The following is a 21,597-nucleotide window of genomic DNA, read 5'->3' on the forward strand; positions in this document are numbered from 1 at the left end:
TCGGCCTTTAACAGCAAAGCTCCTCGGTGATGGCCATAGTTTTGCCGCTGCTGCACGCTTCGAATACGGGAACAGAAGGGATCAACTCATGGCTTCAATGCATCTGAATTCCAGCCTGCGCGTCCTCGGCGCCACCTCTGCTCTCATGATCATCTTTGCCGGATCGGCCTATGCGGTCGATGGAAATGCTGTGGCAGGGCGCCTCAAGGCCGTCTATGCCGAACAGGGCGGCACCTTCGACTATGGCAGCGTGGAAACGAACGGCTCGACTGTCGTCCTGAAGGATACAAAAGTATCGACTGCGGGCGTCAAGGAAAGTTTCAGCGCCGGTGACGTGACGTTGACCGACGTCGCCGATGCGCCCGGAGGCGGTTTCAAAATTGGCTCGCTGACGATCCCGGACATCAACTTCACCCCTGAAGGCGAACCCGGCAGCAAGGTCAATGTCAGCGGCATCAGCCTTGCTGGAATCACCTTGCCTCCTGAAGGCTCAACCGATCCGCTCGCCAAAATCCTTCAATATGAAAAGGCCGAGATCAAGCATTTCGACGTCAACGCAAAGGGCAAGGACGTCTTCAACGCCGACAATCTGACGGTCACCGTGTCGCCGATAACCGCGTCTAGCCCCGTCACTTTCACCTCCAATGTCGAACGCTTCAAGGCGGATCTGTCGACCGTGGAAGACCCGAAGACGAAAGACGCCCTCAAGGCACTCGGCTATGAGAAGCTCACCGGCAAGATCGACATGAGCGGCAGTTGGAACATGGCCGATGGCCGGCTCAACATCGAAAAGATGGACTATATCGCCGACAATGCCGGTACGCTCGGCATCAAACTCGACATTTCCGGCTATACGCTCGATTTCATCAAGGGCTTGCAGGAAGCCACCAAGAACATGGAAGGCAAGCCCGATGATGCGCAGGGCATGGCCATGCTCGGCCTCATGCAGCAACTGAGCTTCAACAGCGCTGCGATCCGCTTCGACGACGCGTCGCTGACCTATAAGGCACTTGATTATGTCGCCAAGCAGCAGGGCGCCAAGCGTTCTGACCTGATCAATCAGGCGAAGATGATCATTCCGATGGCCGCCACGCAGTTGAAGAATGCCGATTTCGCGCAAGCGCTCGCCCAGGCGACCAGTACCTATCTCGACAACCCGAAAACGATCGAAATCAAGGCGATGCCGGCAAAGCCTGTGCCCTTCGCCATTATCGCGGCCGGCGGCATGGCCGATCCGAAATCGCTGATCAAGACGCTGGGGGTGACCGTCACCGCGACGGAGTAGCATTTGCGCGACGTGGATCCTCGGGACGAGGGCCCGAGGATGACGGCGGAGAGAGTCGGTGCAACTCCGTTGTTCTCCGGACGAGCCCCAAGATAGAATCTGAGCAAAAAGCCCGGCATCGCTGCCGGGCTTTCTGTATTCAAAATCATCTAGGCGAGGTTTTTAAACCTCTTTCTTCACCGGATTGAGGCGAATGTGCAAGTCCCGAAGCTGCGCCTGCGACACTTCCGAAGGTGCATTCATCAGAAGATCGTAGGCCTGCTGGTTCATCGGGAACATGGTGATCTCGCGCAGGTTCCTGGCGCCAACGAGCAGCATGACGATACGGTCGATGCCGGCCGCCATGCCGCCATGCGGCGGAGCGCCATACTGGAATGCCCGGTAAAGCGCACCGAAACGCTTTTCCACCGTCTCGCGCGAGTGACCAACGGCCTCGAACGCCTTGACCATCGTCTCCGGCAGGTGGTTGCGGATGCCGCCCGAGGCAATTTCGAAGCCGTTGCAGACCATGTCGTACTGGAACGCCTTGATCGTCAGTGGATCCTGGTGTTCCAGCGCGTCGATGCCGCCCTGCGGCATGGAAAACGGGTTGTGGGCAAAATCGATCTTCTTTTCTTCCTCGAGCCATTCGAAGAAGGGGAAATCAACGATCCAGCAGAGCTTGAACTGGTCGCGATCGACGAGGTTGAGTTCCTCGCCCGCGCGGGTGCGCGCCGCGCCGGCAAAGGAGACGAACTTTTTCGGATCGCCCGCCACGAAGAAAACGGCGTCGCCCTCGCCGAGGCCAAGCTGCGTACGGATGGCTTCGGTACGTTCCGGGCCGATATTCTTGGCAAGCGGTCCGGCGCCTTCCAGCGCCTCGCCTTCCTTGCGCCAGAAAATATAGCCGAGGCCGGGCTGGCCTTCACCTTGCGCCCAGGAGTTCATGCGATCGCAGAATGCGCGCGATCCGCCGGTTTTGGCTGGTATGGCCCAGACCTCGACCTTCGGATCATTGGCGATCATGTTGGCGAAAACTTTGAAGCCGGAGCCGGCAAAGTGCTCGGTGACAGCTTCCATCTCGATCGGGTTGCGCAGATCCGGCTTGTCGGAGCCGTATTTGCGCATGGCGACGTCGTAAGAAATCCTCTGGAATTCCTGCGTTACCGGCTTGCCGTTGGCAAACTCCTCGAAGATGCCGCGCAGCACCGGTTCCATCGTCGAAAGCACGTCGTTCTGCTCGACGAAGCTCATCTCGATATCGAGCTGGTAGAATTCGCCCGGCAGGCGGTCGGCGCGCGGGTCTTCATCGCGGAAGCACGGCGCGATCTGGAAATAGCGATCGAAGCCCGACATCATGATGAGCTGCTTGTATTGCTGTGGCGCCTGCGGCAGGGCGTAGAAGTTACCGGGATGGATGCGGCTCGGCACGAGGAAATCGCGCGCACCCTCTGGCGAAGAGGCCGTCAGAATCGGCGTCGAGAACTCCGTGAAGCCGATTTCGGACATGCGGCGGCGCATCGCCGAGATGATCTTCGTGCGCGCCATGATGTTCTTGTGCAGCGTGTCGCGACGCAGGTCGAGGAAGCGATACTTCAGACGGATGTCTTCGGGGTAGTCGAGCTCGCCGAAGACCGGCAGCGGCAATTCCTTGGCAGCCGACAGCACTTCGATCTCGCGGGCGAAGATTTCGATCTCTCCGGTCGGCATGTTCGGGTTGATCGTATCGTCGGTACGGGCCTTGACCTCGCCGTCGACACGGATCACCCATTCGCCGCGCACGGTTTCCGCCAATTTGAATGCCGGCGAATCCGGGCTCGCAACGATTTGCGTCAGACCATAGTGGTCGCGCAGGTCGATGAAGAGAATGCCGCCGTGGTCGCGGACGCGATGAACCCAGCCGGATAGACGAACAGTCGAACCAACGTCCGATTTACGCAAGGCTGCGCAGGTGTGGCTGCGGTAACGGTGCATGGTATGTGCCTCTGAATTTATGCTGGTTGCCGAAAAGCGTGGGAAATGCCCCGGCATGAGCCAAGAATTTGGGCGGACAAGCGCATTTTGAGGGTGATTTGTCAAGATCGGGGCGGAGACAAACGCATTCTCATTCGCTATAGAAAATTTATGAGCATGATTACAACCACAGACCAACTTGAACAGGCTGTCGCGGCCCTTTCGCAATCCGATTTCGTGACCGTCGATACGGAATTCATACGGGAGACCACCTTCTGGCCGGAACTCTGTGTCATTCAGCTTGCCTCGCCCGATCATACTGCGATCGTCGATGCGCTGGCGCCGGGGCTTGATCTTGCTGCTTTTTTTCGGCTGATGGCCGATGAGAAGATCGTCAAGGTTTTCCATGCCGCGCGCCAGGACATCGAAATCATCTTCCACCTCGGAAATCTCATCCCGCATCCAGTTTTCGACACGCAGGTTGCGGCGATGGTATGCGGTTTTGGCGATGCGATTGCCTATGATCAGCTGGTTCAGCGCATCGTCGGTGCGCAAATCGACAAATCGTCACGCTTTACCGACTGGCGTCGCCGCCCGCTCTCCGAAAAACAGCTCGACTATGCACTCGCCGACGTCACGCATCTGCGCGACATCTATCTTCACCTGAAGCAGAGCCTTCAGGAAGAGGGCCGCACCGACTGGGTGCTTGACGAGATGAAAATCCTGACGGCGCGCGAAACCTACGACATGCATCCGGACGATGCGTGGAAGCGGCTGAAGATGCGCCTGCGCAAGCCGCAGGAACTCGCGGTTCTGCGCAGTGTCGCGGCCTGGCGCGAACGCGAGGCGCGCGAGCGCAACGTGCCGCGCGGGCGCGTGCTCAAGGACGATGCGATTTACGAGATCGCGCAGCAGCAGCCACGCGATGCGGAGGCGATGTCACGCCTCAGAACGATCCCGAAGGGCTGGGAACGCTCAAGCATGGCGACCGGCCTCCTCAATGCTGTCAATCTCGCGCTCGACCTGCCGAAGGAAGACATGCCCCGCCTGCCGAAATCCGTGCAGTCGCCGGAAGGCGCCGGTGCTGCCGCTGAACTCCTCAAGGTGCTTTTGCGCCTTGTCACCGAGGAGCATGGTGTCGCCGCGAAGGTCGTTGCGACAACCGACGAGATCGACCGGATCGCCGCCGAGGGCGATGTCGACGACATTCCGGCGCTGCAGGGCTGGCGGCGCGAGGTCTTCGGCGAAAAGGCGCTGCAACTGATAAACGGATCGCTTTGCCTCAAATTCGAAAACAGGAAGATTCGGGCCGTTCCCTGGCCAGAAGAGTAAGCCGATAGTTCGGCCGGGATCGTAGCATCGCTTTGACGGTGCAGCTAACGTCCCGGCATGATCACGTCACACATTAGGCAACCACGCATGTCCAGTCCCGCCGTTTCGACCACCCCGCCGCTTGCCAGAGAGATTGCCCTTCTCGCGGTGCTCGCCACGCTGTGGGGGGCTTCCTACACCTTCATCAAGATTGGCGTGGAAACGATTCCGCCCGTTACATTTATTGCCGCGCGCACCTTGATTGCCGGAGCGCTGCTGCTCGCCATCATCCGGATGCGTGGTCTCGCACTGCCGCGAGATCCGGACGTCTGGAAGCGCTTCTTCATCCAGGCCTGCATCAACAGTGTCATCCCGTTTACCCTGGTTGCCTGGGCGGAAATCACCGTTGACGCCGGTCTTGCGACGATCCTCAATTCGACAACCCCGATCTTCACGTTCCTGCTCACCGTGCTCATCACACGGCACGAACCTGTGACCGCCCGCAAGGTGTTCGGCGTCACCGCTGGCGTCGTTGGCATCAGCCTGATCATCGGCCTCGAGGCCTTCAACGGCCTCGGCAAGGAACTTGTATCGCAGCTCGCAATTGTCACGGCGACGATTTCCTATGCCTGCGCCGCTATTTTCGGCCGCGGCTTCAAGGGGATGGATCCGATGATGCCGGCGGCGGGCTCGATGATCTGCGGTGCGGTCATGCTCATACCCTTGAGCCTTGTCATCGACCATCCGTGGACGATCGTGCCGTCAACCGCGTCGATTGCAGCCCTGTTTGGCCTTGCGGTTTTCTCGACCGCCCTCGCCTTCGTGATCTTCTTCCGCCTGGTCCATACGCTGGGATCGGTCAGCACAACGTCGCAAGCCTATCTGCGCGTGCCGATCGGGGTTGGAATCGGCGTCCTGTTCCTCGGGGAAAGCCTGAGCTCGACCGCCTGGCTTGGGCTCGTCTGCGTCATTGCCGGGGTCGCAGCCATGACGCTGCCCGCGCGCAAGAAGGCAACGGCCGCGCCGATCTAGCGGTCAATCGCCAATTGGCTTGCGGTTAAGGTGGGCTCCTAGACTAGGAGCCGATGGTCATCCGGATGTTTTTACCGGTAAGTTTCGCCAATTGCTGCAGCCGGCCCTCCGGCACATCGCCGATGAGGTCGGCCTTGGACTTGTGAACGACGAGATCGATGCCGTTTGCCGTCGCCTTCCAGGACAGGTAAGGCACCACCCCGGCCATCGAGGCCGAAAAGGGGTAGACGATACGCATAACCGCCGCGAGGATGCGCGAATATTCGAGCAGGCGCGGCGTGGCAATTGCCGCGAGGTCCGGGTCGGCGACGCTGTTGGTAATGCCTTCATGGCGGAAGAAATTGGCAAGAGCGATATAGGCGCGGCCGGGGTGATCGATACCGATAAAGGCGGCGTTGGAGATCATGTTCAAGGCCTGCGAGCCGCGATAATCCGGATGGGCGCGCCAGCTGATATCGGCGACGAGGCAGGCAGCACGCCGATAGCGGCTTTCATCCTCGGTCTCGTCATAGCCGAGCGCGGCAAAGGCGCCACCGGTCCATTCGGCAAGCTCGCGCGCATAGGCAGGCGAGCGGGCGCGAAGCACCGCCAGTTCATCGGCTGCCGAGATGAGCGGGTCTTCCAGTTGCTCGCTTTCGGAAAGCAGCGAATAGAGAAATCCCTCGCGCACCCCAAGCGCCGAGAACACAACCTGGGCCGGACGCATCAGCTTGATGGTTTCAAGCAGCGCAATCGCGCCATAGGAAAGCAAAGAGCGGCGGTTTTTCGAGACGTCCTCTATGCCGCGCATGTAATCGAGATCGCCGGCGGCGACGAGCTTGAGGAAGCGCTGCGCCTCCTCGAACGGAATTTCGTAGTGATGCATGACATGCAGCGGATAGTGCGTCGCGCTCATATGGAGCTTGGCGAGATTTCGCCAGGTGCCGCCAACTGCATAGAAGGTGCGCCCCTTGCCATTGGCCAGGAGCTTGGCAGAAGCCAGATACTTCCTTGCTATCGTCACCGCAGCCGTGAGATCGCCATCTGCCATGTCCTGCAGGCGCAGGCCGCCAAGCGGAAGTGTGATCCCGTCGCCGATCTGACGCCCCTTGACGTCGACGAGTTCGAGACTGCCGCCGCCGAGGTCGCCGGCAATCCCGTCCGGATCGTGAAATCCCGAGATGATGCCGAGGGCGGAATAGTACGCTTCCTCGCGGCCCGAAAGCACCCGTACGGGTTCTTTGAGCAACGCCTCGGCTTCCTTGATGAACATCGAGCCGTTCTCGGCCTCGCGCGCTGCGGCCGTTGCGAGAACGTCGAGCGAAACCGCCCCCGCCTGATCGGCCAGGGCACGGAAGCGGCGCAGCGCACGCAGCGCGCTTTGCACCGCTTTGGCATTCAGCTTGTGCGTCTTGACCAAACCCTTGCCGAGACCGCAGAGAATCTTCTCGTTGAACAGCACAGTAGGCGAGCGGTTGACGCCTTCATAAACGACAAGGCGCACTGAGTTCGAGCCAATGTCGATAACTGCGGCCGGCTGGCGCCCCTGTACGCGTCCCTGTGCAGCGGAGATCATGCAGCCTTGTTTCTTTTCGAGCGCTTGCGATGGGCAATCAGTCGAGGTGCCGAGGATTTCAGAGACTTGCCACGGCCGGAAAGGCTGGGATTTGTCATGAAATATTCCTGCGCGTTGAAAGCTTCTTCACCTTCGGCCGGCTCAATCCGGCGCGACGTTCCGTCTGCTAGTAACTCGTAACTCTGCTGGTTGTCGAGAACGTTGGCCAGCATAATCTGTGAAAGAACCTGTTGATGCACAGTTGGATTGGTGATGGGCACCAGCGTCTCCACGCGGCGATCGAGATTGCGCGTCATCATGTCGGCCGAACCGAAATAGACCAATGCTTTTTCGGACGGCAATCCTTCGCCGTTGCCGAAGCAGAAGATGCGGCTATGCTCAAGGAAACGGCCGACAATCGATTTTGCACGAATGTTTTCCGAAAGTCCCGGCACCTGCGGGCGCAGGCAGCAAATGCCGCGGACGACCAGGTCGATTTCGACACCGTGCTTGCTCGCCTTATAGAGCGCGTCGATGATCTCGGCGTCGACCAGCGAATTCACCTTCATCCAGATCGAAGCCGGATGTCCGGCCTTGGCGTGCTCGATCTCTTCGGCGATGTGCTGGAGGATGCGCGGACGCAGCGAAATCGGCGAAACGGCAATGCGCATTTCCCCCGACGGCGGCGTGTAGCCGGTGATGTAGTTGAAAATCTGCGCCACGTCGCGGCCGATGGCCTGCTCGCAGGTGAAGAACGATAGATCGGTATAAATCTTCGCCGTGATCGGATGATAGTTGCCCGTGCCAAGATGCACGTAACTGCGCAGCCGGTTTTCTTCACGCCGCACCACAAGCGACATCTTGGCATGCGTCTTCAACTCGATGAAGCCGAAGACCACCTGCACGCCGGCGCGCTCCAGGTCTCGCGCCCAACGGATATTCGCCTCTTCGTCGAACCGCGCCTTGAGTTCGATCAATGCCGTCACCGACTTGCCGCTTTCTGCCGCATCGATAAGCGCGCGCACGATCGGGCTGTCGTTCGATGTGCGGTAGAGCGTCTGCTTGATGGCGACGACATCGGGATCGGCGGCGGCCTGGCGCAGGAACTGGACAACGACATCAAAGGATTCGTAAGGATGGTGAACGATGATGTCCTTCTCGCGGATCGCCGCAAAGCAATCGCCGCCATGTTCGCGGACACGCTCGGGGAAGCGCGGATTGTAAGGCACGAATTTGAGGTCGGCCCGCGGTATGCCAACAATTTCGGACATCATGTTGAGGGCGAGCAGGCCTTCGAGCACGCTGATGCGATTGTCCGGAACGCCAAGCTCGGTGGCAACGAAGCTGCGCAGCGATTCCGGCATTTCGTCGTCGAACTCGATGCGGATCACCTGGCCGCGGCGGCGGCGCTTCAACGCACTTTCGAAGAGGCGCACCAGATCCTCGGCCTCCTCTTCCACCTCGATATCGCTGTCGCGGATGATGCGGAACGTCCCTGCCCCCTTGATCTCGTAGCCGGGAAACAGCCGGCCGGTGAAGAGGCTGATTGCATCCTCCAGTGTCAGAAAGCGGAAATGGCCGCTCTCGTCAGGAATCTGGATGAAACGCTTCAGCGCCTGCGGCAGGCGCAGCAGCGCCGTCATCGGGCGATTGTCGCTGCTGCGGTTGAGCAACATGGCGATGGTAAATCCGAGATTGGGGATGAATGGAAACGGGTGTGCCGGGTCGATGGCGAGCGGGGTCAGCACCGGATAGATGGTTTCAAGGAAGTGATCTTCGAGCCACGCCTGTTCCGCGCTGGTCAGCCGGTCCGGCCGCACGATCTCGATATTTTCCTTCAGCATTTCGGCGCGCAGCTCCGTCAGCCTGATCTGCTGCGCGGCCTGGAGCCGCCCAACCTCTTCGAGCACGAAATCGAGCTGTTCCTGCGGGGTGCGCCCGTCATCGCTGCGATCGGAGACGCCGGCACGAACCTGACCGGCCAACCCGGCGATGCGAACCATGAAGAACTCGTCGAGATTGGCGGCCGAGATCGACAGGAAACGCAGCCTTTCCAGCAGGGGCTGGTGCGCGTTGTGGGCTTCCTCCAGCACGCGCCGATTGAACTGCAGCCAGGAGAACTCGCGATTGACGAACCGATCGACGCTTTTCGGCAGATCGGGCAGATCGACGCTCTCCACCGGTTGCGGAATGAGGGGCGCCTGTTCGTTCATAATTGTTCTCCAATCAAATGCTCGCTGCCACTATACGGGCAACGGAATATACGGTCATGTCTCAACGGCAAACTAATGCGGTGTTTTGACAGATTGTTTGCAAGCGTCTTGAAATCGCATTCAGGATGATACAAACCCTATGGAAAGAGAAGTCAATTGCGCCAAGGCGCGTTGAGCGGCGAGTCGTCAGGAGCGTAATATGGCTGGACACAGCATCCCTCATTTCCAGAACAGCGCTGGTCATGCAGCGATCAGCATCGGCGTGAAGGAATTCATGTGTGTCGGCGCCAATCCTCCGTTCGATCACCCGCACGTATTTCTGGATCTTGGCGACGATAACGAAAAGGTCTGCCCCTATTGCTCGACGCTTTACCGCTACGATCCCTCGCTTCCCGCCGAGGTGACGGTGCCGGAAGGCTGCATCTACGTCGATAGGGCTGCTTGAACCCGGACGGAGAAATTGGTTCCATCCGGATGTCCTCTGGCCCGACCCTGATTGATCTCAAAACAGAACGTAACAGGCGAATTCCCAATCCTGACCAGATCATTATTGCGGGGGCCGGCATTGCCGGCCTGACGCTCGCGCTTGCCCTGAGCGACAAGGGTTTTTCGGTTCAGCTTTTCGAGAAGAGTGCGACGCTTGCCGAGATCGGCGCGGGCCTGCAGCTTTCACCCAATGCCACGCGCCTTCTCGATCGCCTTGGTGTGCTGGAACGGTTGAAATATGCCTCCGTCGAGCCGCAGGCTATCTGCCTGCAGGACGGGCGAAGCGGCGCAAATCTGCTGCATCTGCCGATCGGCGAAACGGCAAGACAGCGTTGGGGCGCGCCTTATATCGTTTGCCACCGCGCCGACCTGCAAAATGCGCTGCTCAACGAGGCGCGCAACCGTCCCAACATTGCGATCCAACTGCAATCGACGGTGACGCAATACAAGTCGGACGCCGAAGGCATTTTGGTTCGGGTCCAGTATCATGACCGCATCGAAGAACATCGCGGGGCGCTGCTCGCAGGCGCCGACGGCGTATGGTCGGACATGCGCACCGCTCTGTCCGACACCGACCGCGCCCGTTACACGGGAACGATCGCCTGGCGTTCTTCGGTCGCGGTCGATCAATTGCCGCCCGCTTTTGCCGCGCTGATGCCTCCCGGCACCAATGTCGTGGCCTGGACCGGCGCTAATGCCCACCTGATCGCATACCCCATTCGCTCCGGACAGGTGATCAATTTCGTGGCCGTTGCACCAGATCGAAACATTCGCCGCCGCTGGGACGACCAGCAGACCAACAATGCCAGCCAGGATTTCATCCGCGCGTTTGCAGCGTGGAATCAAGGGATTTGCGACCTGATGCGGGCCGGCCGGCCCTGGACGCCCTGGCGGCTGTTTGCCATGAAGAAATGCCAGTTCAAGATCGAGGAGCGCGTGGTCCTCATCGGGGATGCCGCCCACGCCATGACGCCCTATGCGGCACAGGGCGCGGCCATGGCCATTGAAGACGCCTGCCTGCTGGCGGCTGCGCTTGCCACCGACGGCAAGAAATGGACGACAGCGCTCGATCAGTTCAGCAAGGCACGATCCAAACGGGTCGGTGCAGTGGTGCGACGCGGCGCATTGAACCAGCTTGCCTACCATGCAAGAGGTCCGGTTGCGCTTGCCCGCAACGTCGTCTTTCGCAATCGGCCAGCCGATAAGTTCGTCGAGGGCTTCGACTGGCTCTATGGATTTGATCCGGAAAAGCGTGGCTGATAGTTCGGCGGCGCTTGAGCCACTGCGCGTGAGCCACCGGTCCCGTCATTCCCCGGCTTTTGACCCGAAGATCCACTCAGGCGCTCGCGACCTACATAAGGAAGAATGGATCCTCGGAAAAGAGCCCGAGGATAACGGCGGAGGCCCCAAGGATGACAGCGGAGAGGCCCGGGGACGACCGCGGACAGCGATAAAATAAATCAAAGCGGCGGCCGTGAGGCCGCCGCTGCTCTCAAAATTTGTCGCATCAGTGCAGGATCTGGCTGAGGAAGAGCTTGGTGCGCTCGTGCTGCGGATTGTCGAAGAATTCCGCTGGCGCGTTCTGTTCGACGATCTGGCCCTGATCCATAAAGATCACCCGGTTGGCGACTTGGCGGGCAAATCCCATTTCGTGAGTAACACACACCATGGTCATGCCCTCTTCGGCAAGTTGCACCATCGTGTCGAGCACTTCCTTGATCATTTCCGGATCGAGCGCCGAAGTCGGCTCATCGAACAGCATGATGCGCGGGTTCATGCACAGCGAGCGGGCGATCGCCACGCGCTGCTGCTGGCCACCGGACAACTGGCCCGGATACTTGTTGGCCTGTTCCGGAATCTTGACGCGCTCGAGATAGTGCATCGCCACCTCGTCCGCCTTCTTCTTCGGCATCTTGCGCACCCAGATCGGCGCGAGCGTGCAATTCTCGAGGATTGTCAGATGCGGGAACAGATTGAAGTGCTGGAAGACCATGCCGACTTCGCGGCGGACTTCGTCGATCTTCTTCAAGTCGTTCGTAAGCTCAATGCCATCGACGATGATCTTGCCGCTCTGGTGTTCTTCGAGGCGGTTGATGCAGCGGATCATGGTCGACTTGCCCGATCCCGAAGGACCCGCAACGACGATGCGCTCGCCGCGCATGACCTTGAGGTTGATATCCTTCAGGACGTGGAAATCCCCGTACCACTTGTTCATGTTAATGATATCGACGGCCACGTCCGTCTTCGACACGTGCAAGAGCGATCGGTCGACGTGGATTTCATTTGGGTCAACAACGTTTTCGGTTGTCATTATGCGGTGCTCCTCAGCGTTTATGTCCTTTGTCGAGCCGCTTTTCCATGAAGATGGAATAGCGCGACATCCCGAAACAGAAAATCCAGAATACGAAACCGGCAAAAATCAAGCCGGAGATGGGGGTCTGCGGTGATGCCCAATTGGCATCGGCGAAGTGCTGCTTCACGGTTCCCAGCAGGTCGAACATGCTGATGACCGTTACAAGGCTGGTATCCTTGAAGAGGCCAATGAACGTGTTGACGATGCCCGGGATGACCAGCTTGAGCGCCTGCGGAAGGATGATGAGCCCGGTCTTCTGCCAATAGCTCAACCCCAGCGAATCTGCGCCCTCATACTGCCCCTTCGGGATTGCCTGCAGACCGCCGCGCACCACTTCCGCCATATAGGCCGAAGCAAAGAGCGCAACGCCGATCAGAGCACGCAGATACTTGTCGAAGGATACCCCCGGCGGCAGGAACAGCGGCAGCATATAGCTTGCCATGAACAGCACGGTGATGAGCGGGATGCCGCGGATCGTCTCGATGAAGATGACGCACAGCATCTTGATCACCGGCATCTTTGAGCGCCGCCCAAGCGCAAGCGCAATGCCGAGCGGCAGCGATACTGAAATGCCGACGAAGGATAGCGTCAACGTTACCAATAGTCCGCCCCAATTGGCCGTCTCCACATAAGGCAAGCCGAACCAGCCGCCGACAAGCAGGAAAAAGGCAACGATCGGGAAGATGAAGAAAAAGACGATCGCGTTCGCAACCTTGTACGGGGCCTTCGGAATGAGCAGCGGCACAAGCAGCAAGACAAAGAGGATCGCGACGATATTGACGCGCCAATGCTGGTCGATCGGATAGGGCCCATACATGAACTGGCTGAAGTTGGCGTTCACATAGGCCCAGCAGGCGCCTGACCACCCCTCAGGCTGGATGCCGCCCTGCGCCACGGTGGAGCAGACCGACCGGTCCGGACCGGACCAGACGGCGTTTACGAACAGCCAGTTGATGATACCGGGCAGGAACCAGGCGATTACCAGCAGCGCAAATACGGTCAGAGCCGTATCCATCGGCGTCGCGAAGAGATTGATTCTCATCCAGCGGATAATGCCCCGCTCGCCAAGCGGCGGGGTCTGCTCCTGCAACATTTCGGTGCGAACGTAGCTTAGATTATTATCCATGATCAGCGCTCCACCAGTGCCACTCTGGCGTTGAACCAATTCATGAAGATCGACGTAAGAACGCTGATGCCGAGATAAACCACCATCCAGATCGCAACCACTTCAATCGAGTGCCCCGTCTGGTTGAGGATCGTACCGCCCACAGCCACGAGATCGGGATAACCGATCGCAACAGCCAGAGACGAGTTCTTGGTGAGATTCAAATACTGGCTCGTCAGCGGCGGAATGATGATGCGCATCGCCTGCGGGACGATGACAAGCCGGGTCGTTGGACCGGCCCGCAGCCCCAGCGCGTGGGAGGCCTCGGACTGCCCCTTGCCCACGCCGCGAATACCGGCGCGGACTATCTCGGCAATGAAGGACGCCGTATAAAACGACAGCGCCAGATAGAGCGACATGAATTCCGGGCCGATTTGCGCGCCACCCTTGAGATTGAACGAGCCAAGGACGGGATAGTCGAACGACAGCGGAAAACCCTTGACCAGCAAGGCAAGCAGCGGGAGACCGACGATCAGAGCAAGTGCGGTCAGTCCAACCGGAAACTGCTGCCCGGTGACCATCTGGCGCTTACGCGCCCAGCGCTTTACGAGCAGCGCGCCGACGATACCGACAATGAGGCCCACGCCGGCAAGCCATGCGCCTTCGCCAAACACCGGCGACGGAAAGAAGAAACCGCGATTGTTGAGGTACGTATTGAACGGCAGATGGATGCTCTGGCGCGCCTGAGGCAGCACCGAGAGAACGCCGAGATACCAGAAGAAGATGACCAGCAGCGGCGGAATGTTGCGGAATATCTCCACATAAACCGTGCAGATCTTGCGGATCAACCAGTTATGCGAAAGCCGCCCGATACCGATGACGAAGCCGATGATCGTCGCAGTTATGATGCCTACGAAGGCGACCGTGATCGTATTGAGGATGCCGACCCAAAGCGCCTTGATATAGGTGGAATCGCTCGAATAGGCGAGATACGGGCTGCTGCTGATGTCGAAGCCCGAACGGCCGTCCAGAAATCCGAAGCCCGACGCCAGATTGGCGCGCTGCAGATTGGTGATAGTATTGTTGATAATCCAGTAAATAAGACCCGCGATGACGACAACCGTCAGTACCTGAAAAACAAGTCCGCGAACTTTCGGATCGTAAAGAAGCGACGCCTTGGCGCTCGATCTTCCGACAGGCGTTATGTCCTGCGATGCCATTGACCCCTCGATTCATTCGTTTTTATTCTTATTATTATTGTTTTATGGTCGAGGGCGAGGAGGCAATGCCCCCTCGCCCCATGTTATTTGAGCATGAGTTAATCAGCGGATCGGCATCGCGTATTGCAGGCCGCCCTTGCTCCATTGTGCATTGATGCCACGGGCAATTTTGAGCTTGCTGCCCGAGCCGATGTTGGTCTCGAAGACTTCGCCGTAATTGCCGACTGCCTTGACGATGTTGACCACCCAATCGTTGGTCAGGCCAAGGTCAGTACCGAGCTTGGTATTGGCTTCCTGGCCGAGAACGCGCTTGATTTCCGGGCTGTCGCTTTTTGTCAGTTCCTCGACATTTGCCTTGGTGATGCCGAGTTCTTCGGCGGTCAGCAGCGCAAAGTGCGTCCAGCGAATGATATCCGCCCACTGATCGTCGCCCTGGCGTACGACCGGACCAAGTGGCTCCTTCGAGATGATCTCGGGAAGAACGACATGGTCGTCCGGCGCCGATAGCGTCAGGCGGATGGAATAAAGGCCGGACTGGTCGGTGGTGTAGACGTCGCAACGGCCGGAATCATAAGCCGCGTTGACCTCTTCGAGCTTCTCGAACACGACGGGATTGTATTCCATCTTGTTCGCCTTGAAATAGTCAGCCAGGTTGAGCTCAGTTGTGGTGCCGGCCTGTACGCAAACCGAAGCGCCGGATAGCTGCAGAGCCGAGTTGATGCCCGACAGCTTCTTCGAATTGATCATGAAGCCCTGGCCGTCAAAATAGTTGACGCCGGTGAAATCGAAGCCCTGCGTATCGCGGCTGAGCGTCCATGTGGTGTTGCGGATCAGAACGTCGATTTCGCCGGACTGCAGGGCCGGGAGACGATCCTTCGCCGAGAGAGGCGTAAACTTTACCTTGGTTCCATCGCCAAAGATCGCAGCAGCGACCGCGCGGCAATAATCGACGTCGAAACCGGACCATTCGCCCTTGTCATTCGGAGCGCCGAAGCCGGCAAGACCGGTATTGACGCCACACTGGAGGAAGCCCTTCTTCTTGACGTCGTCGAGTGTGCTGGCGGAGGCAGCGGTCGCCAACAGAACGAGCGCCGAAACAGCAAGCGTGCCCTTCAAAACAAGATTTTTCATAACAAGTGTACCCTTTGGTTGTATTGCCCTTAGTTCCCAGAGAGGAAAAGTACGATATTGGCAGGTAACCCCCATACCCAAAAAGGGCCCAATACCTCTCCCATTCACCGCTGCATCGAAGGCCATTCTGTCTGTTTGGTCAAGGTACAATCTTTGCTTGAGAATATTGCAAAACAGGCCGTTAACCTGCCCTCAAAGCGATTATTCTGATTATTCGCTGTGCAAATCGCGATCCGCTCACCAAAAATTGTCGCGAAAGCGGATTTTGGGCCAGAATCGCCCGTCAGAAACAAAGGCAGTGCGGCGCCCTGCGAGGAACCTTGCGAGGGCAACCGTCAGTAGAAAGCCGACGCTGTAGCCGGCCACGACATCGGTCGGATAGTGGGCGCGCACCAGGATGCGGGTAAATGCGATGAACATCGTTGCGAGGATGATCGCAACCCGCCAGCGCGGAAACCACAATGCAAGCACCGCGCCGACGGCACCCATGGTCGTCGAATGGCCCGACGGAAAACTTGCGAAATCATATCCCGACACAAAGGGCGAGAAGGCGTTTGGACCGAGCGTATCGATGAATTTCGGCCGGGCGCGCCCGATCAGAAACTTTGCGATATTTGTGAAGATACCCGAAAGGGCGATCGCCCAGAACGCGAATGTCGCTTGCGAATAGATCAAGCCGAACTGAACTCTTCTTGTCCGCGCCAGACCCCACCAATCGATGCCGATAAGGCAAACTGCGACGGCAAACGCTGGTATCAAATACCACTGAGAAAGACCAATGTCAGTCAGGTGACGCGCCTCGCGCAACCGCCCGTGCGATGACAGCGTGCGCGACAGCCACTCATCGTAGGGATGCAGCAAGAGAATGACGAAGACGATCATGACCGCAGCCATGGTCATTCCTTGCGTCCAGGCGGGTTCGGTCGCCGGATAAGCGGGCGCATTCATGCGGCGCAGAAAGCGGATGACGGACTGGCCCGCTCGCACGAAGCCGGAGGGGCGGTCCTGAAGCTGATCCGTCATATTTCCTTTCGACGCTCCTTGTTGCAACCGGCGCGCTGCCGGATTATCGACTTCTCACCAGACAGACAAGATGTGGAGACGAACTCATGGACAAGCAACCGGGTAAGCCGGCGAAACTGGGCATCAATACCCGATTGGCGCATGGTGGATACGATCCGCACGACTATCATGGCTTCGTCAATCCGCCGGTCGTCCATGCCTCGACGGTGCTTTTCCCCGACGCTGAAACCATGGCGGGCCACAGGCAGAAATATACATATGCAACGCATGGAACGCCGACAACGGATGCGCTCTGCCGCGCAATCGACGAACTCGAGGGTTCGGCAGGAACGTTGCTCGTCCCTTCAGGACTGGTTGCGGTAACGCTCCCCCTGCTCGCGTTTCTTACCCCTGGCGATCACCTGCTGATGGTCGATTGCTGCTACGGCAATACACGGCATTTCTGCAACACGATGCTGAAGCAATTCGGTGTCGAGGTCGAATATTACGATCCGCTCATCGGTGCGGGTATCGAAAAGCTGATCAGGCCGAACACCCGCGTTGTCTTTACCGAATCGCCGGGTTCCAACACGTTCGAAGTGCAGGACATTCCGGCTATCGTGGAAAAGGCCCATGCCGCCGGCGCCATCGTGATGATGGACAATACCTGGGCAACGCCGCTGTATTTCCGGGCGCTCGATTTCGGCGTGGACATAACGATTCACGCCGCGACGAAATATCCATCAGGACATTCCGACATATTGATGGGAACGGTTTCCGCCACCGAGGCATGCTTCAAGAAGCTCGACGCTGCCTATACCGCCCTCGGACTGTGCGTCGGCGGTGATGATGCCTACCAGATCCTGCGGGGCCTCAGGACCATGGGCGTGCGCATGGAGCGGCATGCCAAGAGTGCGCTCGAAATTGCCAATTGGCTGGAGCGGCAGGACGGTGTGGTCGAAGTCCTCCATCCGGCGCTTGAAAGCCATGCCGGCCACGCCCTCTGGAAACGCGACTTTGGCGGCGCCGGCGGCGTGTTCTCAATCGTCATCGCTGGCGGGGTGAACCAGGCGCACGCCTTCCTCAATGCGCTGAAGATATTCGGTCTCGGCTATTCCTGGGGTGGCTATGAGAGCCTTGCCGTCCACGTCAATCTCGGCGGGCGGGTCATCACCGGAAAATACTATGCCGGCCCCTTGATCCGCCTCCAGATCGGGCTCGAAGACCCTGCCGATCTGATTGCCGATATCGAAAATGCGCTCGCGGCAGCAAGAACGGCGTGAACGACGTGAACAGAAGTGATTTCAGTTCCTGCGGGGTTCTTGTTAGAACGACCGGATGAAACGCTTCGCTGCGATCTTCGCGCTGATAACTGCCCTTTGCATTGGCTGGGTGCCGGTATTCGCCGCGCCCGGGCGGCTCGCCGTGGAAATCGGGACGCAGCACCACGGTGTCGAGACGCCAGCGGCCCCTCACCTCGATCAACAGCGTATGTGTGATGGGCAAAACCATTGCGCGCAGGACCCGGCGCCGCATCTGGCCGCCTGCGCCGCCTGTATCGGCGTTCCAGCAACCGCACTCATGGTTGTAGTTGCCGCAAAGCCTCGAATCGTCATTCCACGCGACCGGCAACTGCCGCTCGTCAACGGCATACCCGCGCCCCTGCCACGTCCCCCCAAGCTCTGATCGTAAACACTTTTCGCAATTGACGCGCAGGTGAGCCGGGCCAAAGCCTCGCGCATGATTTCTGTTGGCCCAAGGAAAGTTACAACAATGAACAGAGTTTATACGACAGCGCTGGTTCTCGGCATGGCCTTCGCTACGCCCGTTATTGCCCAGGATCACAGTTCGCACGGAACGATGCAGCACGAGATGACGGCAAAGCCCGCCGGCGATCAGAGTGCCCCGTCGAAGGCCTTTGCCGCGGCCAATGCCAAAATGCACGAGGACATGGCGATCGAGTTCACGGGAAAGGCCGACGAGGATTTCGTGCGGGGCATGATCGCGCACCACCAGGGTGCCATAGACATGGCGAAGGTTGAGCTCGAATACGGGAAGGATGCGGAGATCCGTAAACTCGCGAGCGAGATCATCGCGGCCCAGGAGGCGGAGATCAAACAGATGAAAAGCTGGCTGGCCAAAAACGGCGGCTGACGCTTTAAAAAAAAATCACCCGCCGGCGAGACCGGCGGGTGACCACATTCCTTGACTTTAAACTAGATACGCATCTCGTAACTCGCGGCGCGCTTTTGCAAGCATAGTTGCCACAGACTATAGGCGGCATCGGCATAGGTCGAAGTGCCCACCTTGAATTCAGCTGAACGCAACGGCAATAGATCTTCAATGACGTCCAATGTGCGTGCCGGAAGAATGTCCGTGCAAGTCCACAGGCGGCGGAACACGGTACTGATCGCGACCCGCTTCTCGTTAACGTCAATTACCGGTTCATCAGTGCCGAGTTCCCAGTCCTCAAGTGCATCGATCGCGTCTTGGAAGGCGTTTTGCAATATGATCGGCGCGTGGCCGTCGTGAAGTGGGTGCAGCAAACCAGGCATTCCTGTCTCCTCACTCTTTGGGTTGCACGACCGGGGGCTCCCGGAAGTAGAATCATAAGGGCGGAACGACGGTTTCAGCAAGCGCAAACTGCGATACCATACTAAATTACTAGGCATATCGGATTAAATCCAGATTTCCCGACAGTTTTAACCTTCTTTTTTTATCCGGAATATCAAAAGATTCATCTATATAACTGATTTATAAAACTTGCGCTGTTTCGCCAAATTAACGATCCGCTCGTGCTCATCCATCGACCGAGTGGTGAAAATCCCGGGTCCGCACGAGAATCACTGCCTGAATTGATCATTTAGTACCATTTGACGACGTGCCTGAACTCAAGTAAGAATTCAGTTATAGATTTTTATCTTTTTAGATTTTTTCGGATTTAAACATCATGTATTTCGATGAGTACGTGGATCTAGCATCCACATCGATTTTTACTTTCCAGACAAGGAAAACCGGCCTTGGAACGCTGACGGCCCTGCGGTTATTTGCGGCCGAATTTCTTCGGTACTCTGGCAGGCGCGGAATTGATGAACTACCAGGCGCTGTCGAGGCTGCCCTCGAAGTGCGGTGTCAGGGCGACGTGGCCATGGTTTGCCGGATACTCGATGGAGTTGGTGCACTGCGCCGCAATTCCACTGTGCTGGAACTCGGCGCCGGCCGCGGCGCCACCACAACCGAACTCGCCATTTGCGGTGCATTTACGCGCGTGCTGGCCGTCGAGCCGGAGCCCGAAAATTTCCGTGCGCTTGCTCGAAAGGTTGCCGACAAAAATCTCGATGGGGTTGTACACAAGGTCCCCTCCGCCGCCGGCATGATCGATGGCATGATCAATTTCCATGTTAACCGAACCGACAGCCTCAAGAGCAGCGTCCGGCAAAAGCATGCATCGGACATGCCGCTGCGGACCACGGTTAACACCGCCCAGACTATATTGGACGATGCTCGTGTCCCGACAAACCAGTTGGGCCTCGTCTGGATCGACATTGAGGGCTACGAGACGATGGCGTGCCTTGGCCTTCTCCAGGTCATGCGGCAGAGCATCCCCATTTATGTGGTTATGTCACCAAATCCGGCCCAACCGGGCCAGACCGCAAGTTTTCTGCGCTTTCTTGCAACTCATTACCATCGCTGTGTTGTATTTGACGACGAAAGCGCGCGGATAACGACGATAATGGATATTCCGACCAATCGCGTCGGCCAGCGCGTTCTGATTGTCGACTGAACTCAATCGTGGTGCAGCCGCTTCGGCATCATCCTCAGCGGTTGCGGGTCGGGCGGTCGCCAATCAGTATGTCGCGCACTTCATGACGTCTGCGTTGCGCGAGATTTTGGACACCCATCTTGCCAAAACTTCGCCATTAGCCCATTCATGTCCGCGCTGCTTCGCGATCGGGGATATTTGACTTATGACGATACGGCACCTTCAGGTGATCATCCTTACCTTAGTTCTTGCCGGTTGCGGCAACATCCAGGGCCAACTCGACAACGAGAAGATTTCGTCGCTGAACTACGATACGACAGACTGCGCGGCCCTGATCGCTCAGCGCAACCAGAAGATGGCCGAGGTCAGCCGCCTGACAAATGGCGCCGGCTACCAAGACCCCAATATCATCGTGGGTCTTGGGCCCTTCCTTCCCGATTATCGCACCAGTAACCAGAAGCAGGCCGGGCCGCTGCAGGGCCAGGTCGACTCGATGACACGTTCGATCGACCGCAGGAAATGTGCCGGTTAACCTACCCCCTTGCTGAACAGCCAAGTTTCCTGCCAGCATCCATGGTTAAATATTGAGAACTACACTCATATTTTGAAGAAGATGCGTCCGATTTACTTTTCTTCGTAAAAATTGTTTCGTTGTGTGAAGTTGATTCCACGCCATACAATCACGAGTTGAGGGGACCATCATGATTCTGGGTATGACGCCATTTACCTTGTTCCACGTGATCTTGAGCCTGATTGGCATCGTGACGGGACTGGTCGTCCTGTCGGGCTTGCTCAAGTCGGAGAACTGGCCGGGCTGGACCTTTATCTTCCTGCTGACGACGGTCGCCACGAGCGTGACCGGATTTCTGTTCCCATTCAGCGGCTTCACCCCGGCGATCGGCGTCGGGATTATCTCGATGGTATTTCTTGTTCTGGCAATCGCCGCCCTCTATGCATTCCGCCTCGCGGGATCGTGGCGCTGGGTCTATGTGGTATGCGCGATCGTGTCGCTCTACCTCAACGTCTTCGTGCTTGTCGCGCAATCGTTTCAGAAGATCCCAGCCCTTAACGCCCTCGCGCCCACGCAGTCGGAACCGCCATTCGCAATCAGCCAGGGGATCGTGCTTGTACTTTTCATCATCGCCGGGTTTCTTTCGCTGCGGCGGTTCCATCCGCTGCAAGCTTGAACAATGCACTAAAAGAGCCGGTCTAGCCCGCTTGACCGGCAAT

General features: G+C 58.2%; 20 protein-coding genes. 11 read left to right on the forward strand and 9 right to left on the reverse strand.

Going from position 1 to position 21,597, the window contains the following annotated elements; translation table 11 throughout:
* The first annotated feature begins 88 nt into the window (after positions 1–88).
* Positions 89–1,285, forward strand: a complete 1,197-nt coding sequence (locus GF108_RS09130) for a hypothetical protein (RefSeq protein WP_153667712.1) — start codon at positions 89–91, stop codon at positions 1,283–1,285.
* Between the two features lie 162 nt (positions 1,286–1,447).
* Here the strand turns inward: GF108_RS09130 and aspS are convergent, their stop codons facing one another.
* Positions 1,448–3,238: an aspartate--tRNA ligase gene (gene aspS / locus GF108_RS09135; RefSeq protein WP_153667713.1), complete on the reverse strand. Its 1,791-nt coding sequence runs from the start codon at positions 3,236–3,238 to the stop codon at positions 1,448–1,450.
* Between the two features lie 150 nt (positions 3,239–3,388).
* Here aspS and rnd point away from each other — a divergent pair, with 150 nt between their 5' ends.
* Both rnd and GF108_RS09145 read left to right on the forward strand, forming a co-directional pair.
* Positions 3,389–4,549 carry a ribonuclease D gene (gene rnd / locus GF108_RS09140; RefSeq protein ID WP_027232374.1) on the forward strand — a complete coding sequence of 387 codons (1,161 nt, stop codon included), beginning with the start codon at positions 3,389–3,391 and terminating at the stop codon, positions 4,547–4,549.
* 87 nt (positions 4,550–4,636) lie between these two features.
* Entirely contained in the window at positions 4,637–5,560 is a 924-nt protein-coding gene (locus GF108_RS09145; protein WP_153667714.1) for a DMT family transporter, read from the forward strand.
* A 43-nt stretch (positions 5,561–5,603) separates the two neighbouring features.
* On the opposite strand, the gene ppx is transcribed toward GF108_RS09145, so the two are convergent.
* Together ppx and GF108_RS09155 are read right to left on the reverse strand one after the other, a co-directional pair.
* On the reverse strand, positions 5,604–7,115 hold the full coding sequence (ppx, locus tag GF108_RS09150; protein WP_091918965.1) for an exopolyphosphatase: 1,512 nt from the start codon (positions 7,113–7,115) through the stop codon (positions 5,604–5,606).
* The gene (locus GF108_RS09155; protein WP_153667715.1) at positions 7,112–9,307 is read right to left on the reverse strand and encodes an RNA degradosome polyphosphate kinase; all 2,196 of its coding nucleotides are present in this window, start codon (positions 9,305–9,307) and stop codon (positions 7,112–7,114) included. The genes ppx and GF108_RS09155 overlap by 4 nt, the downstream gene beginning before the upstream one ends.
* A gap of 199 nt (positions 9,308–9,506) precedes the next feature.
* On the opposite strand from GF108_RS09155, the gene GF108_RS09160 reads away from it, so the two are divergent.
* Complete coding sequence (locus tag GF108_RS09160) at positions 9,507–9,752, forward strand: zinc-finger domain-containing protein (protein WP_027232370.1); 246 nt, start codon at positions 9,507–9,509, stop codon at positions 9,750–9,752.
* 29 nt (positions 9,753–9,781) lie between these two features.
* Positions 9,782–11,053: an FAD-dependent monooxygenase gene (locus tag GF108_RS09165; RefSeq protein ID WP_153667716.1), complete on the forward strand. Its 1,272-nt coding sequence runs from the start codon at positions 9,782–9,784 to the stop codon at positions 11,051–11,053.
* Positions 11,054–11,300: 247 nt separating this feature from the next.
* On the opposite strand, the gene GF108_RS09170 is transcribed toward GF108_RS09165, so the two are convergent.
* The 5 genes from GF108_RS09170 to GF108_RS09190 all read right to left on the reverse strand — a co-directional run bounded on the left by GF108_RS09170 (position 11,301) and on the right by GF108_RS09190 (position 16,625).
* Entirely contained in the window at positions 11,301–12,104 is an 804-nt protein-coding gene (locus tag GF108_RS09170) for an amino acid ABC transporter ATP-binding protein (protein ID WP_027232368.1), read from the reverse strand.
* Between the two features lie 13 nt (positions 12,105–12,117).
* On the reverse strand, positions 12,118–13,272 hold the full coding sequence (locus GF108_RS09175; protein WP_027232367.1) for an amino acid ABC transporter permease: 1,155 nt from the start codon (positions 13,270–13,272) through the stop codon (positions 12,118–12,120).
* A 2-nt stretch (positions 13,273–13,274) separates the two neighbouring features.
* Entirely contained in the window at positions 13,275–14,471 is a 1,197-nt protein-coding gene (locus tag GF108_RS09180; protein ID WP_153667717.1) for an amino acid ABC transporter permease, read from the reverse strand.
* Between the two features lie 102 nt (positions 14,472–14,573).
* Positions 14,574–15,602 (reverse strand): amino acid ABC transporter substrate-binding protein, encoded by a 1,029-nt coding sequence (locus tag GF108_RS09185; protein WP_027232365.1) that lies wholly within the window; start codon positions 15,600–15,602, stop codon positions 14,574–14,576.
* A gap of 237 nt (positions 15,603–15,839) precedes the next feature.
* Positions 15,840–16,625 (reverse strand): phosphatase PAP2 family protein, encoded by a 786-nt coding sequence (locus GF108_RS09190; RefSeq protein ID WP_051615118.1) that lies wholly within the window; start codon positions 16,623–16,625, stop codon positions 15,840–15,842.
* A gap of 86 nt (positions 16,626–16,711) precedes the next feature.
* Between GF108_RS09190 and GF108_RS09195 the strand changes: the two genes are divergently transcribed.
* The 3 genes from GF108_RS09195 to GF108_RS09205 all read left to right on the forward strand — a co-directional run bounded on the left by GF108_RS09195 (position 16,712) and on the right by GF108_RS09205 (position 18,758).
* Positions 16,712–17,887 carry a cystathionine beta-lyase gene (locus tag GF108_RS09195; RefSeq protein ID WP_153667718.1) on the forward strand — a complete coding sequence of 392 codons (1,176 nt, stop codon included), beginning with the start codon at positions 16,712–16,714 and terminating at the stop codon, positions 17,885–17,887.
* Between the two features lie 55 nt (positions 17,888–17,942).
* Positions 17,943–18,290, forward strand: coding sequence for a hypothetical protein (locus GF108_RS09200; RefSeq protein WP_153667719.1), 348 nt, complete (start codon positions 17,943–17,945; stop codon positions 18,288–18,290).
* An 87-nt stretch (positions 18,291–18,377) separates the two neighbouring features.
* Positions 18,378–18,758 (forward strand): DUF305 domain-containing protein, encoded by a 381-nt coding sequence (locus tag GF108_RS09205; RefSeq protein WP_153667720.1) that lies wholly within the window; start codon positions 18,378–18,380, stop codon positions 18,756–18,758.
* 62 nt (positions 18,759–18,820) lie between these two features.
* Here the strand turns inward: GF108_RS09205 and GF108_RS09210 are convergent, their stop codons facing one another.
* On the reverse strand, positions 18,821–19,159 hold the full coding sequence (locus tag GF108_RS09210; protein WP_027232361.1) for a hypothetical protein: 339 nt from the start codon (positions 19,157–19,159) through the stop codon (positions 18,821–18,823).
* A 593-nt stretch (positions 19,160–19,752) separates the two neighbouring features.
* Here GF108_RS09210 and GF108_RS09215 point away from each other — a divergent pair.
* The 3 genes from GF108_RS09215 to GF108_RS09225 all read left to right on the forward strand — a co-directional run bounded on the left by GF108_RS09215 (position 19,753) and on the right by GF108_RS09225 (position 21,554).
* Entirely contained in the window at positions 19,753–20,388 is a 636-nt protein-coding gene (locus GF108_RS09215; RefSeq protein ID WP_172982602.1) for an FkbM family methyltransferase, read from the forward strand.
* A 184-nt stretch (positions 20,389–20,572) separates the two neighbouring features.
* Positions 20,573–20,899, forward strand: coding sequence for a hypothetical protein (locus tag GF108_RS09220; protein ID WP_153667722.1), 327 nt, complete (start codon positions 20,573–20,575; stop codon positions 20,897–20,899).
* Positions 20,900–21,068: 169 nt separating this feature from the next.
* Positions 21,069–21,554: a hypothetical protein gene (locus tag GF108_RS09225; protein WP_153667723.1), complete on the forward strand. Its 486-nt coding sequence runs from the start codon at positions 21,069–21,071 to the stop codon at positions 21,552–21,554.
* Positions 21,555–21,597: the final 43 nt, after the last annotated feature.

The sequence above is a fragment of the Phyllobacterium sp. SYP-B3895 genome (genome assembly GCF_009647635.1).
Taxonomy (GTDB): domain Bacteria; phylum Pseudomonadota; class Alphaproteobacteria; order Rhizobiales; family Rhizobiaceae; genus Phyllobacterium; species Phyllobacterium pellucidum.